The organism is Azotosporobacter soli (assembly GCF_030542965.1).
Lineage (GTDB): Bacteria > Bacillota > Negativicutes > SG130 > SG130 > Azotosporobacter > Azotosporobacter soli.
The window spans coordinates 297,647-313,082 of record NZ_JAUAOA010000002.1; the positions used below are offsets into that span (position 1 = coordinate 297,647).

Sequence of the window (15,436 nt, forward strand, 5' to 3'; positions counted from 1 at the left end):
GATATCTGTCACTTTTTTCAAAACGGTAGCGCTATGATACTTCTTTAAAAATATTATTTTTCTGCAGAAATACTCAAATACTCAATCTGCTGAGTCATTCCCCTATAACTTCTAGTATCTACCTCAATCGAAACATTGACAAAGCCTTCATTGTCCAACATTTCTTTCGCTTTAATCGGCGTCAAAAAGCATGTTCTTCCCGCATTATTAAGAGGAACCTCCTTATTAATCGCATTGTCTATGGTATATGCATCAATGTATGTTCCCCCACCATTTAAAAAAGTAACGCTGCGTGCCCCTAAATGATATTGAAACAACCTCCCCCCTTTTTTCAGACAACGATATATCTCACTATACGCCTTACTATGTTCCATAATATTTAGATGTTGCATTGACACAACATCAATAATCAAATCAAAAAACTGATCCGGAAACTCTATTGCAGTCATATCCCCTCTAAAAAGTTGAGCGGCTACTCCCCAATCTGCCATTACTTTATGACAATATTTCAAGCCGGTAGGTGCAATATCAATCCCATATGAATCAAATCCTTCTTTAGAGAGCATCCATAAATTTGCCCCACTGCCACAGCCGATTTCCAAAACCTTTAATTTATTTCGCTGCTCATGCGACATTGAAAAATAATTACTACCAATAAAACGCATTAACGCTTCGTTAGGGTAACGTCTTTGCGACGCAATCCCACCTTGTTGATAAAATTCTTCAAAAATTGTACTCATCAACATTCAGCTCCCACTCTTGTTATTACTCGCATTAGTCTCCACACAAACCCGTAAATAGCTGGTCAAATTTACAGCTATTGTTTCTTATATCATACAGTTTTCGTACCTCGCTCCGATTAACGCTAATTTCTTTACCGCTATTAACGATTACCCGTTCAATCATTTTAGCAATCCCCTCTACATCAAAAGGATCTATCACGGTACCACCTAAGTCTCTAATTAACTTTTCAGATGTCCCTTGCGGCGTAATGCCAAAAAGGTCAACCCCGGCTCCGACATAATCAATCAATTTACTCGGCAGAAAAACACTTTTTTCCGCTGGGGCATCAATCACTAACAGAACATCTGCCTCTTGCATTTTTTGCAATGATTCCTGATACCCTACTGCCTTTTTCACTTCTACCAATCCTTTCGGCAATGCCTGGTAGGCTGGCGAAATCAGCATTCGGCGCGGAATACCGCCAATCAGTTCAACTCGAATGTTTTCTAGAATGGCAGCATTTCGGCGTTGCAGAATCGCCAGCGCTTTAAATAGCGGTTCCGGCGTTCTGTGTCCATAAAAATTTCCTACATGTCGAAATAAGATTGCTTTTTCGGAGTTATTATATTTTTGCGACTCATATAGGTTTGTATCATAAGAATGCGCCAAAACAACTGCTTTATCGGCATTTATATGCAGGTATTTCTGCATAACCAGTTGTTTCGTTTCCAATGACGTAAAAATCACTTTTTCAGCCTTATTAATAACTTCCTCCTCCATTCGACGATTAAATTTTCGACATAGAAAATCATTACGTCGAAACGGATTATCCACCCACGGATCACTAAAATGCGCAACCCACGGAACATCCGGGAAGAGCTCCTTGAACTTCAAACCTATTAAGTGGTCAGACATCGGATTTCCGAACGTAACGATTGCATCTACCCTCGCATCGCTGCTTTCTATATATTTTTGAACTGCATGCATCGCTTTAGGAATCCACCACTTATATGGATCCGGCCTTTCTGAATAGGGAGTAAAAATTTTGGTCGCAATATTATGAATAATACCAGGCAGTCTGTATTTATAGGGCACAGTGATATGTAGCCCCATCTTCTCATGAAAATCTGCGTACAAACCGCCATCTTCTTTTTCCCTGTCATCATGCCCTGATACAGCAATAATCCTATGCTTGGAATGATATAAAAGACGACCGATTTGGATTGACTGCGCACTTAAGACCGGCGGCAAAAAATAAGATATAGCCAATATCGTAAATTGTCTCACGCTTTCACCTCTCTTGAGTATACTCACTATATTATTTCAGCCCGTCCATTATCAAACTGTATTTTAAATGTACAATTTTCCAATGTACTTAGACGATGCGCGATGGCAATGATTGTAATTTGCCCTTTTAATTTCAAAATAGTATTCGTTATATTTTTTTCTGTTTCAGTGTCGAGCGCCGCTGTTGCTTCATCTAAAATCAAAACTTGGGGATTATGGTACAACGCTCGTGCGATCCCGATTCGCTGACGCTGTCCACCTGACAATTTCACACCTCGTTCACCTACTTGGGTATCCATTTTTTGTGGTAATTCTTCAATATACTCATATAACTCTGCCATATGCAGTACTTTTATTAATCGTTTCTCATCAATCTCGTTTGTATTTATTCCCATTGCCACATTATCTCTTATCGTTCCATCAATCAGATAAATCGTCTGTGGTACATACGCTAAATTAGCTTGCCAACCATCAATATTTTTGAAAACATCTTGACCATCGACCATTATTTCGCCGCATGTCGGCTCTAACAAGCCCAATAAAATATCCACAAAGGTAGTTTTTCCGGCCCCAGATGCACCAACAATTCCTACAAAGCTGCCTTTAGGAATACTAAAAGAGATATTATCCAGTACGGTCTTTTCCTGTTCCGGATAAATAAAACTTAAGTTGGAAATTTTAATTTGAGATGTAAATTCCATTTTGCAGCCCACATCCTTACGGTCTTGCAACTGCAATTCATTTCCAGCATTTTTAATTAACATTAAATCATCATATAGTGAATCAAACGTCGGCATTAAATATTTCAACAACGCCGATAAATTAACAATTCGGTTTACACAAGGCATCAAGCGAAAACCAGCCAGAGCCAAGACTCCTAATAACGGTACGATCACACTTGGTTCATACCCTAACAATAATTTAATTATAATAATTGCTAAAAGTCCTACCGTTACAATTCCTTCAATTAAGAATCGCGGGAGTTGGCTGGTAATGATAAAAAAACGATTTGCTTCGCAACATTTTTCATAGGCCTCGCTAAACTGTTCAAAAAAATATCGTTCTTTCTTAAGTACCTTTGTTTCTTTTATTGAGCCTAACCCTTGCTCCAACCACTTCGTCATTTCAGCCGAATATTCGACTTGATTTTTTCCTTGTTGATCCAATTTTATCCGGACTGCTCTCATTATAGCATAGACAAACGCTCCCATTATCCCCGCAACAACAGTCGCTGTAAACGGATCAATATAGATCAGCATTATCCAAATAACCACAGCGGTTACAATTTCAATTGTTAGTGCAAATAAGCTTACCAAAATATTAGAAAACACATAAGTCACCGATGTTGTTACATTTCTTAATAGTTCCGAAGTGTTTTTATTCACATGATATAGGTATGGTTTTGCTAAATATAATGCCATAAGCAATCGTGCAAATTTTTTTTGATTATTGAGTGAAAAAGTCACTTGCAATCGAGTAATCCAAATCATATACCAATTCTTAAAAATAAATAAAAGAATCAACAGTAGCGCACAAAATATAATAAAATCCGTGTGTGAATTTACACCCACCAAATTGATATATCTTTTAAGCCATACAGCCTGATCCCAAAATAAGGAATCACTCATCATTGATATAAGTGGAAAAATCGCACTAATCCCAACTGCCTCCAACACCGCTGCTATCAACATAAAACCTACCATAAGCCCGCAATATCGCTGTTCTTTCGGCGTGAATATTGAAAAAAATTTAATTAATGCATACATTTAGCAACCTGCCTATTTTATTATTTACTAACTCAAGCTGTCGATTTCAACCATTCGCTATTCTTTATAAGCACCCCCTGGTACCGCGAACACCATTTGCGGTCAGGCAGCTTCATTTGAACGGTCTCTCTTTCACACCTAAGTTTGATAACAAGAAAATGAGGTATCTACGGAAAAATATCTGAGATGTTTTCCCAAGATACCTCTTATTAATATGGTCGTACCACAATCAATAATTATTCCTGGTAGCTTTTAACATCCACAATATTTATTGCGCTAAGACTATGATTTCACTAGCCGAAAAACTTTTATTGAACGCTTTGCTGATATACTCAAGAATTGCCTTTTTATTTAACTCACTAAAGACAATCAGCAATTCGCTATTTTTAATGTGTTGTTCGAGTTGCATTGGCATAACTGTTTTTCGCGCTTCTATGAAGTCACATTTGCACGGATCTGCATCAACGATTTCAATGCCTTCCTTCGGTAGTAGTCGGCCATTTACAAAGCGCATTAAATTGTCATTTGCGCACCATAGCGTAACTTTGCCGCCCCGCTTACATATCGCACTCATTTGCTCAAAAGCCTCTGTCATCTTTAGTTCAAAAAGTTCCACTTTCTCACTTGCTTTCTTAATGCAATTCCTGTTACTTTCCACAATATTTTGAGCACGATTGCTACTGCTTTTATTTTCAGTTTTCATATATACAGCCGTAAATCCAAATCCTCTACTGCATGGCCATTCACCTTCCACTGTCGCAAACCCAATATTTTCACAAAATAGATTTAATGTTTCTCGACTAAAGTGATTAACATGTTCAGATAAGCTTAATGACGCAGGATATTGCTCATAGAGCATCAAATCCGGTACTTCTACGATCAAAATCCCCTCTTTTTTCAACACTTCATAACATTGCAATAAAAACGCACGCGGATCCGGGATATGCTCTAATACAAAATAATGTGCTGCCACATCAATTTTTCCTTTAGGAAGATCAAATATTGATTTATAATCTGAGTCTACCGCTGAATTAACTTCGACCGTTATGATGCTATCAAAATACTCTCTTATACTTTCATGAAACTGAGTGTGTGCATTGCAACCAATCTCTACAAAGCTGCTTTCTTTAGACAGCTTTTTTCTTGTTTTATCCAACACTTTCTCAAGCGCTTTCTTTCTTGTTTCGGGCTCAAAATCCATTGTCGATCCACCGAAATGTACATATGAATCTTTATAATATTCATCAAGCGTAGCTGCCGTCGCTACTGGTGAGACAAAAACAAATCCGCATTTTGTACACATTACATTGTTGGCCGGCAAACACCATATTCCCGATTTCGTGCGTTGCTTATTATATTTATTTACCCACAAACTTTCTAATACATCATTTCCACAGCATTCACAAACTCTATTTTCCGTATCAATTTTCATCAGTTTAGCCATTACAAACCTCCTGCATCTTTCGAATTCCGTCCCCATCTAAATCACAGCGCATTGCGTCATCAGCCGCAGAAAAAAATGTGTTGCAAATCCCTCTTTAAAATAGCCGATGCTGCACTCTTTTTCGGTTGGTACGTTGACATCTCCCGGATATGATCTCATTCCTATTCGATACCAACGCAATCCCAGTTCTTGCATATATTTTATTGCACTCATTTGCACCAAATGTCCCAATGGTTTATCAAATAAATTTCTATCATATACTCCTATGGCGTACATTCCTTCATCTTTTGAAATATGAAACAATCCGCCCCCCACCAGTACACCCTGGCTATCTACTAACGTTACCAAAAAAGCGTCTCCGCTATTAATAGCCGCCCTTTGCTTTTCCCATGATTCAATTGATCGAGTTACTCGACCAGCTACTCTGTAATGCAACTGTCTGAATTCATCAAACTCCACACCAGAAATAGTAGCACTGATTTTCACATCCCAAAGTCGTTCGCCTTGCGTAATCAACGCTTTATAGCTTTTTCTCAGATTCGTCTTAATCTCACTTATATTTTTTGATAAGTCAACATATAATTCATGTGCAATTTGAACATTGGCCCCCCGTTCCATTATTTTACGGTGCCAATTATTCAGGCTTTGGTTAATCACAATTGCATTTCCAGACCATTTCGGCTGTTGAATAAACTTGCAAACTTTGCTTAAAACTTGCAAACACTTTTCCTGCATTTTTTTTACTTTTTTTTCAGATAATGACTGTATGAACAGTGGCTCGATAACAGCCCCCTCGTTTGAACCAATCGACCAATGTCCGTCTCTTTTTTGCAACATTAACGGCCAAATTCCTACCGCTACATTCGATTCAAAAATAATAATGGGAAACTCTTTTACCGATTCAACAAAGTTACGCATATATTCCGCTTGATAGATACTATACGCGCGAGTATAACCAACTGGTACAAATTCCAGTCGGTTAAGAACATTCATCCATTCTTCTGAAGCTTCACTAGCCATTTTAACTGCCATTTCCGCATCTGCAAAGCACGCTATTATCTCTTCGCATACTTGGGCTTCATTCACCGCATTTATATTGTCCGACATTCTACTGTACTCCCTGTCATCTTAGAATCGCCCCCACTTACCGCACTGCTGTTCTCAATCCAACAGATCCCATGAGACCGGCGTTCCTCGCTTTATATCTTTTTTCACACGCTTACCAAGCAAAACCTCATAATATTTAGGTCCAAGCCCATAACCTGGACGTATGCTTTTTAGATTGTCTGCTGTAAATTTTTCACCAGCACGCATATCTTGTACTATATATAGCGATCGACGACCTTTTAAGCATTCTTTTTCTTTATCGATCGGACCATAGCTTATTTGTCCCACTCCTTGCCAGCCTCGCATAGTTTCATCCACCAGCAACTGCATCTCTTGTGGTTCCAGTGAGAATGAAGCATCTACGCCGCCCTCTGATCTCAAAAGAGTAAAATGCTTTTCTATGACCGTTGCACCCAAAGCCACACCCGCTACAGCAACCCCGATTCCTAAGGTGTGATCCGACAATCCAACCTGGCACTTAAACAGTTCCTTCATATGCGGAATAGTTGCAACATTTGCATCCGTAGGACTGGCAGGATAGCTACTGGTACACTTCAGCAATACAATATGCTCACAACCAGCCCCTCTTAGCGTAGTTACTATTTCATCCAACTCCGCAATACTAGCCATTCCTGTTGATACAATTACCGGTTTTCCCGTCTGTCCCACTTTTTTCAGCAGTGGCACGTCAATATTTTCAAACGAAGCAATTTTGTAACACGGAACATTTAATGACTCTAAAAAGTCGACTGCACTAGCATCAAACGGCGTACTAAATCCAATGATTCCACGTTCACGGCAACGATCAAAAATCGCCTTATGCCATTCCCATGGCGTATATGCTTGCAGATAAAGTTCATACATAGATGTACCCGCCCAAATATTGTCGGGACTATCAATATAAAATTCACCTTCCCGAGAATCAATTGTCATTGTATCTGCCGTATATGTTTGAATCTTTAAAGCTTGAACCCCCGCTCGCGCCGCTTCATCTACAATAGCAAGTGCTCGTTCCAGCGATTGATTATGGTTACCCGACATTTCCGCAATAATAAACGGTTTGTAATCAGAACCGATGCTACAACCGTCAATTTCAATTTTTCTCATTGCATGTCCCCCACTTATACGAAATACTACCATCCCCATTAGACATACCATAGATTTGTGTTCGCTTGTTAATATCGTTTACAATGATCGCACCTTTTTTCCCAATAAATCCACCACTGCAATATTCTATTCCATTTACAATTTTATTTCCATATTCTTCTTCAAATAACTTTTTGTAATTTATTTTTTTCATAATTTCACTATAAATTTCTATTTTAAAGTCAATCCGCACCAACTTAACATCTTCTCTAAGTGCCGAAATTTGCGGATCAATTCGCCCTGGCACAGTGACCAATATCCATTTCAACTTTTTAAAGTCGGCAATCTGTTCCAATGTTAAATAATTTTCACCAATAACAAGTATATCTGCCGCTTCCCTTTCTTCGACAATTTTTATCCCGAGACTCTCGATATGCAGTTGTTCTTTTACTTCATTGCAAACATCAATGTAAACCGAACAATCTTCTTGTTTCCTTCTGAATTCGTCCAAATAGTTGTATATACTTGAGGCAAAAACTAGCGCATCACTGTACTTAATCAATTTATCTCTATCACAAATATTTTCTTCAAATTCCAATCCGTTGTCCACCAAAAATCCATCCACATTTTCTGCAAGAACATCATAGATCTTTCTAACAACACTTATATCTTCCGCAATCTCCGCACTACCAAAATATGTGTTATTCAGCGAGTGAATGACCGGCGATATTGAGCTTTCATTTCGATTGTAAGGCTTACTCATATTGAAATAAATCAATGCATTATATTTATTCTTATACTCTATAAATTTAGCTTTAAGGATTTTCAGTTGTTCATCAATATTTGCGCCTTGCTGGATATCAACGCCAAAGTTAAATTCTCGCGGCGAAAATTTTCGAGTTTTCTTCGCTAACTCCTCCAGCCGTTGTTCATCCACATTCACCTTATCAATTTTGGCATACTCCATTATAAGTTGATTAGGGTTAATCATATACTTATAGGCCATTTTCATTATTAAATCATAGTATCCCGAGTGAAATTGCGCATATCCCATTACACAGTCCACAGATGTTTCAACTTTATTTGCCATAAATGATTTAACAAAACCATCGCTAAAAAGAAGTAATTCCTCAATGTCAATTTCGTGTTTGTAACCCAAACGCTCTAAAATCAACAACATTTTTTCCGTGACCGCATTTCCAGAGCTACGCCCTAAGCCGCAAATAGTTGTATCAATAAAGTCCGCGCCGCATTCTATCGCTTTTAGGGTATTGGCAACCGCCAACGATAAATTATCATGCCCATGAAAACCGATCCTTACCTCTGGCGCACTCTCCTTTGCCGCACAAATATATTCTTCAATATCAGCCGGCAACATGCCCCCTGCAGAGTCAACCAAATAAAAGGCATCCGCACCATTTTGGCAAAAATACTTTGCCAATGCTGCAAATTTCGCAGATGAAACCGTGTATGACTTCATCAAATTTACTGCCGTAAATAAATTTAGGCTCTTGGCATATTCCACATATTCCAATGCCGCTTCAGCATTCGCGGCCTCAACGCCAATTCGGATAAACTCCAATCCTTCTGCAGCAAGAGCCTTTATGTCTTCCATCCTTCCAATCCCAGGAATAAAAAACATTCCAATCTTTGCGTTGCCCTTTACTTCTACTGCCGCTCTTACATACTCGTAATCTTCAGAAGCTGGTCTTACTTTCTTTTTAGATTTTGCATTTATGCCAATTCCTGGTCCTATTTCAATATAGTTAAAGCCCAGACGATCGAGTTCTCTCACAAAATTGGCGGTATCTTGAGCAGTAAATTGGTCCTGCACCATATAACTTCCATCCCGTAGGGTACACTCTAAAATTTCAACTTTTTTCATGCCGCCCCCGCCTTTTCGTAATATTCCGCAATAATCTGAACAGTCTTTTGAATGTATTGATCCGTAGCTACATCATCAACCCACAAATTGATTACCCGTTTGGCAAAATCAACTGCATGTTCGTAGTTATTCTGATGGTAGATCCGACTGACAGGAATATGCAAATTAGAACAGTGTATATCATTTTTGCGGAGCAATTCACTAATCGCTTCTGCATCTACTGCATTTTTCGCCATAAAGGTATAGCGATAAACCGACGTCCCCTTACTAATAATCGGCAAGCTCAATTTTCCGCAACACTTCATATTTTTAAAGGCAGTTTGATATGCCAATGCGCGCTCATATCTGCGATCAATTTCATTATTCAAAATGAATTTTTCCGTTTTCTCCCTCACACTAGCCCAATCTACAGTTATTTGCTTTAAATATAACCCTCGGTATTTTTCCTGAAACTTTTCATATTTCTGATATGCCAACGGATTCAACAGCCCTTGCTTACGCACAGCGTAAAATTCATCCCGGTAATTTTTCGCCAATTCTTCATCAGGTGCAAATCGCTCCAATTGGCCTATCCGCCATTCAAGCATTTCTAGATTAAACTCCATTGAGTTTAATACCAAACATCCGCCCGCACCTGCATCAATCTGCTTAGAATGACCAAAACTGAATACTGCGGCATCACCGACTCGTCCTATTTTTCGCCCTGCAATTTCGCCGCCAAAGGCTTGGGCAGCATCCTCAATTAAATATATGCCGCTCTCCTGCGTCAATTGGCGGAGTTTCAAAACGTCTTCCGATGCATTTCCAAATATATAAATATACACCACTGCTGCAATATCCTTCTGCGTTTCCAAGCATAAAACGGTTTCAGAAAAATCCATCAAATAATCTTTTTCATTTATGTCAATAAAAACCGGCTCACAACCTGCCATGATAGCAGCAAATACCGGCGATGGACACGTCATAGCCGTAAAAATTATTTTATTTTTCCCGGTTTTCTTTTTAATTTCACAAAAAACAGCATATAAGCCTAAAAATGCCCGGTCTATTAAAAGAAATCGCTCACTTTGAAAAAAGTTTTGCAAAATTGTTTTCATATGCTAAATCACCAATTCTCTTAAAAATAGGCCGTTTTCCAGCCAGTTGAATTCGCTGTACCAACTCTGAAAGATTCTTCGCAAAGGTATCTATGGAATAACCTATCAACGAATGACTTCCCTCGTTTAATATTTCATAGGGATGCGTAATTGTAACTAAATATTGATTGTTTGCGATATAGTTATCCATTTCTTGAAATAATATATCGGTATGAAATGCCATGTTGAAGTATCTCTGTATTGGTTTTTCATCATACGACGCTTTCATTTGCACCGTAGTCATTGGAACTTCCAATAAGTCAAAATGTATATTGTCCGTCACTTGATAATCCGTCTTAGACGGATTATACATTTGATTTGTCGTACGGCTCCAGTCAAATGTTTTTGCCTCATCAAAACGTCGCCTACCGGGAAGAGCCGAAGAATCAAGCTTTACACCCAATTGTGTCATTTTTCCCATCAACAAATTATTCATTACACACTCGCCGACACGAACCACGTTCGCATCTATATTTTCGAGCATGCGTACATTTTCATAGTCTTCTTCAAATCTTTCTACCAGTTTATTTTCATCAATAATTTGTCCCCACTCCGCCCCCATTCTCTCATAAGTATGAATGTGCCAATTTATTTCACCGCCGGTTCTTTTGATATCGTCAATAACATCCTCATGTTTTTCCGCAACATATGCGTAGCGACCGTATAATTGTTGTATCTGATAATCCGCACGCAAAAACACAGAGAACGGCGTTCCCTGCAGTTTTTCCATAATTCTCGGCATCCCTTCTTGCATGCCTTTAAAAATTGGTTTGCTTTTATTATAATAATCGTCTGCTCCGATGGAAAAATCTTGGTCGACATCAAATGTTAGAAACAAATAAAAGTCCCTCATTATACACCCTTTCTGCTCAGCAGCTCTCCAATACCACTTTGCCCTGACCCGCTATGTGATCCGCCTGTGCTTGAAGGCATGACAATTCATCACCCCAACAAATCATATATGCTATTCTATCTTTTCCCGTTTTAGGAACATCAATGCACTCGCCTGGCTTTTTTAGATAAAAAAACATATGCGAAAGAAATACTCCCTCATATTTGCTTGGCAAAGATTTTATTATTCCTTTTCTATCTGAATAGAGAAACCGTAATATCACCGGAGCATAATGGTTCGGTTGACTAAGTTGAATTTGCTCTCCCATTGCACTTCGCACATACTTTTCTACTATGTCTTCTCCACTCGTCAATTTTACAATATCAGTGAATACTTTGAACCCCCCACCCCGCAGCGAAAAGTCAATCAGGTATAACGTTTTGTCTTCTTTCAGCATGTACTCCATATGAACAGGACCATATGTAATTCCTAAGGAATTAATAATTTTTTTCGTAACACGGGACACCGTCTCATTAACTTCCTCATCCAGCCACACGGGCGGAAAAACCAACTCATACGAAACACTGTTCTCAGCCTTGGTTTTTTCCTCTGAAACGGCAAGTATGTAAATATTGTCCTGATACACAAAGCAGTCTACCGTCATCTCTTTTCCATCAATATGTTCCTGGATTAAAAACTCTTCCTCAGTTCCTAATAGCTTCACATTTTCTTCAATATATGTCTGCACCTGATTCGGCTGCAATTTTGCAACTAGTCTGCTACCCGAACCTTTGCTCGGCTTAACAACTACTTTCGGCCACTCATTTTCACATCGTAAAAACTCCGACGGCAGCACAGTCTTCGGAACACGCACTCCTGCTTGTTCCAGCTTATAATAGTACATCTTCTTGTCATGCGATAAAACTGCAACATCATAGCCGTTTCCCACCAATTTTAATTGCTGGGAAACATATGCGACCGTTTCAACCGCCACCTCCGCAGCAAAAGAAACGATGCCTTCTATTTTATAGTTTTGTGCAATTTCCAAATGCCGATAAATGTCCTTCACATCAATTACCATAAACTCATCGGCAATATTTTTACCGGGTGCATTTTGATCGCCATCCGTGGCTATAACATAGTATCCTAACTCTTTTGCCTTCATTATGCCTGGCAATTGAAACTCTCCAGCTCCGACAACCAATAGTTTTTTCATTATGATCTCCTATTAAAGATAATATCTGTGATGCGTTTTTTCCCGCCCCCATCAACAAACGCACGATACGTCTTGCCTGTCTTTTCTCGAAAAGTCACATTACCAAAATTGTTCAACAAAAAAGATAGTTCTTCTAGCAAATAAAGCTTTATTTCCGCCTTAATACTGTCAATAAATCTATTTTCGTATATATTTTGACCTACCGCAATAATCGGCATTCCGATAAAAATCCCCTCTAGCAATGTTGTGCCACCACCACAAATCAAAATGTCTGTTTGGGCGAGTCGTTCTGCGATCAATGGATCAAATTGTATAAACTCAATCTGTTTATACTTGGAATACTTTTCAATAACACTTTGTGAATTTTCATTCAACGCGCCTAATAGTACCGTAACCTTCGCTATCTTTTGGCAAAGTTGTGCAACTACCAACTCTGTATTCGCACTAGGATCTTCTCCGCCAAAAGTAACCAAAACGCGCGGCACGCCTTCATCAGTTATGATTGAATTTCGCACCGCACAGTTAAGTATGCTCTCTTTTATGATCGCATACTTAACGCCTTCATATACTCGACCGCTAAATTGATTTCGCGCGTCTCGATTTTGATCGCATAAATTAATAATTTCATCAACTTCTTGATTTTCATAGTTAAAGAAGTCTAGTGCAATTAAGCGGCTTCCGCATTGCCGTAACTTTTTAAGTATTACGACATCACATATCGGCGAATCGTATATGATAACGTCGTACTTAGACTCAATTTCCACGATATATTCCGTTGCGCTGTTAAACGGATGAAGTAGTTTGTTAATCAGACCTACGTGATTCCCCGAAATAACCGCTTTACTATTTTCAACATTTTCATTAATGTATTTACACAGCTCATAGCAACGCAAAATATTCCCACTGCCATAGCCATGATACCCTCCCGCAAATAGGAGAATATTCATTTTACTTTTTCACTCCTGTTATGATATAAAAATCCAATTTTTCCGCAAACAAATCGTCTTCAACCCGTCCAACCTGAACCTCTGAAAAATATGTACTGAAATGTTCTTTAATATCTTGCGGTGAATCAAAATAGAAAAACACTTCCCCTTTTCTAAAATCATCATCACGGCCAATTTTCCACAAGTTTTTATCCAATCTTTCAGCGTCTTTTTTAATACACATTTCCGGTCCCGTCGTTGATATAAAGAATCTTCCACCCGGTTTAATAACACGTGAATACTCTCGTATTGCATCATCCATTTTTTTTGCATTGTTTTCATAGTGAATCACATTCCACGATACCAAATAGTCGAAATAGTCCGTCTCAAATGGCAACTCTCGATTAGTTCCGACCTGCAATTTAAAGTCTCCCAAATTTGCAAGTCGCTGCATAACAACTTGACAAATTTCATCTGTAACTTCAATGCCAAACACATCCAAACCCAAACTTTTCAAAAATACAAGATTATTACCATTGCCAAATCCGATATCTAACACTTTTTTTCCATCAAATTCTTTATCCATTTTCTCAACATAGTGTCCCCGAAACAAACGCACCAATGTTTCACTCGGCCAAGCACACCCTTGTCCAGTAGCAAAATACTGCTTATATACATCGGTCCACGCTTTAAATGCCTTTTCCATATTATAGCCTCCTATTTCGACTTTGGATTTCTCTTAAATACCGGATTCATTTTTCCGCCCAAAAGTATTCCCTCAGTAGAATCCTGCTTGATTGCTTGAACAATATCCGACAGCGCTTTGTCCGAAGCTTCCAGCAATTGTTTGATATTACTTTGCGAGTGCGACAAACTCAGATTGAAGATTCCCAACGATAAAATTCCTTCCTGCAACAACCGTTGTTGATAAATGGATGCAATATCTAAATAGTCTAATGAGCCCGCTCCCTCAAAATTCAAATATGCATGTGCAGGAATTCCGTCCACTTGAACAACCGTTTCTAATTGATGTTTTTTCACCAATTCACTGAGTCCTTTAAGAACCAGCTCTCCTAAACAATTGATGTGCTCATATGTATCCGACTGCTTTAAAATGTTTATTGTTGCAATAGCACCCGCAAGTGACAACGTTTCACCGCCAAAAGTCGTTGAAACAAACACTCCTTCTTCAATCAATCGCATTATTTCTTGTTTTCCCGCCAATGCCGACAGAGGCATCCCATTGGCCATTCCTTTGCCAAAAGCAGCCAAATCAGGCGTTACACCATAAATTTCAGCCGCTCCTCCCAATGCATAGCGAAATCCCGAAACAACTTCATCATATATTAAAATGGCACTATTATTATGCACGATTTTTTTTAGTTCTTTTAAGAAACCATCCTTCGGCCCCTTTCCTTGTATTGGCTCTAAAATAACTGCGGCAATTTTGTCCGGATATTCCTTAAACAGTCGCTGCACGGATTCAATATCGTTGTAGCCAAATGACTTCGTGAGTTTTTTTACCGCCTCAGGAACGCCTCTATTATTTTCAGTTGATCCAATATACCAATCATGCATACCATGATAACCACAAACAAGAACCATTTCTTTTCCTGTATACGCTCTTGCCAATCTTATTGCCGCCGTTGTGGCATCTGATCCATTCTTGACAAATCTGATCATTTCCGCATAAGGAATAATTTCACTCACCATCTCTGCCAATTCAACTTCTAATGGCGTCGATAGTGAAAATGAAATCCCCTTGCTTAACTGTTCAATAATAGCGTTATTCACTTTTTCGTTATTGTAGCCAATAACAATTGGTCCTAATGCGCAAATATAATCCACATATTGATTTCCATCAATATCCCATACCAGACAACCATCGCCTCGCTCTAAAAACACCGGTGCATTTCCCTCACATAAATAACGATAGCTTTTACTGTACGTCTGCGCACCTAGTGGTGTGATTTTTTTTGCACGTTCTAATAATTGCAGACTCTTAGCAAAAACCTTCTTCATTGCCCC

The 15,436-nt window shown here is 38.8% G+C and carries 13 protein-coding genes; all 13 read right to left on the reverse strand.

Going from position 1 to position 15,436, the window contains the following annotated elements:
- Positions 1 to 53: 53 nt before the first annotated feature.
- Positions 54 to 740 (reverse strand): class I SAM-dependent methyltransferase, encoded by a 687-nt coding sequence (locus QTL79_RS03360; RefSeq protein WP_346353524.1) that lies wholly within the window; start codon positions 738 to 740, stop codon positions 54 to 56.
- Positions 741 to 774: 34 nt separating this feature from the next.
- Positions 775 to 2,010 (reverse strand): glycosyltransferase family protein, encoded by a 1,236-nt coding sequence (locus QTL79_RS03365; RefSeq protein WP_346353525.1) that lies wholly within the window; start codon positions 2,008 to 2,010, stop codon positions 775 to 777.
- A 26-nt stretch (positions 2,011 to 2,036) separates the two neighbouring features.
- Positions 2,037 to 3,776 carry an ABC transporter ATP-binding protein gene (locus QTL79_RS03370; RefSeq protein ID WP_346353526.1) on the reverse strand — a complete coding sequence of 580 codons (1,740 nt, stop codon included), beginning with the start codon at positions 3,774 to 3,776 and terminating at the stop codon, positions 2,037 to 2,039.
- Positions 3,777 to 4,044: 268 nt separating this feature from the next.
- The gene (locus tag QTL79_RS03375) at positions 4,045 to 5,220 is read right to left on the reverse strand and encodes a class I SAM-dependent methyltransferase (protein ID WP_346353527.1); all 1,176 of its coding nucleotides are present in this window, start codon (positions 5,218 to 5,220) and stop codon (positions 4,045 to 4,047) included.
- A 36-nt stretch (positions 5,221 to 5,256) separates the two neighbouring features.
- Complete coding sequence (locus QTL79_RS03380; RefSeq protein WP_346353528.1) at positions 5,257 to 6,327, reverse strand: FemAB family protein; 1,071 nt, start codon at positions 6,325 to 6,327, stop codon at positions 5,257 to 5,259.
- Positions 6,328 to 6,381: 54 nt separating this feature from the next.
- Positions 6,382 to 7,434, reverse strand: coding sequence for a pseudaminic acid synthase (gene pseI / locus QTL79_RS03385; RefSeq protein WP_346353529.1), 1,053 nt, complete (start codon positions 7,432 to 7,434; stop codon positions 6,382 to 6,384).
- Positions 7,421 to 9,298 carry a beta/alpha barrel domain-containing protein gene (locus QTL79_RS03390; protein WP_346353530.1) on the reverse strand — a complete coding sequence of 626 codons (1,878 nt, stop codon included), beginning with the start codon at positions 9,296 to 9,298 and terminating at the stop codon, positions 7,421 to 7,423. The genes pseI and QTL79_RS03390 overlap by 14 nt, the downstream gene beginning before the upstream one ends.
- On the reverse strand, positions 9,295 to 10,395 hold the full coding sequence (locus tag QTL79_RS03395; RefSeq protein WP_346353531.1) for a DegT/DnrJ/EryC1/StrS family aminotransferase: 1,101 nt from the start codon (positions 10,393 to 10,395) through the stop codon (positions 9,295 to 9,297). Before QTL79_RS03395 ends, QTL79_RS03390 begins: the two co-directional genes overlap by 4 nt.
- Positions 10,361 to 11,272 carry a polysaccharide deacetylase family protein gene (locus tag QTL79_RS03400; RefSeq protein WP_346353532.1) on the reverse strand — a complete coding sequence of 304 codons (912 nt, stop codon included), beginning with the start codon at positions 11,270 to 11,272 and terminating at the stop codon, positions 10,361 to 10,363. The genes QTL79_RS03395 and QTL79_RS03400 overlap by 35 nt, the downstream gene beginning before the upstream one ends.
- Before the next feature lie 31 nt (positions 11,273 to 11,303).
- On the reverse strand, positions 11,304 to 12,482 hold the full coding sequence (locus QTL79_RS03405; RefSeq protein ID WP_346353533.1) for an ATP-grasp domain-containing protein: 1,179 nt from the start codon (positions 12,480 to 12,482) through the stop codon (positions 11,304 to 11,306).
- A complete protein-coding gene (locus QTL79_RS03410; protein ID WP_346353534.1) occupies positions 12,482 to 13,429 on the reverse strand; it encodes a glycosyltransferase in 948 nt (315 codons plus the stop codon). The genes QTL79_RS03405 and QTL79_RS03410 overlap by 1 nt, the downstream gene beginning before the upstream one ends.
- Before the next feature lies 1 nt (position 13,430).
- The gene (locus QTL79_RS03415; protein WP_346353535.1) at positions 13,431 to 14,114 is read right to left on the reverse strand and encodes a class I SAM-dependent methyltransferase; all 684 of its coding nucleotides are present in this window, start codon (positions 14,112 to 14,114) and stop codon (positions 13,431 to 13,433) included.
- Positions 14,115 to 14,125: 11 nt separating this feature from the next.
- Positions 14,126 to 15,430: an aminotransferase class III-fold pyridoxal phosphate-dependent enzyme gene (locus QTL79_RS03420; protein ID WP_346353536.1), complete on the reverse strand. Its 1,305-nt coding sequence runs from the start codon at positions 15,428 to 15,430 to the stop codon at positions 14,126 to 14,128.
- Between the last annotated feature and the right edge of the window lie 6 nt (positions 15,431 to 15,436).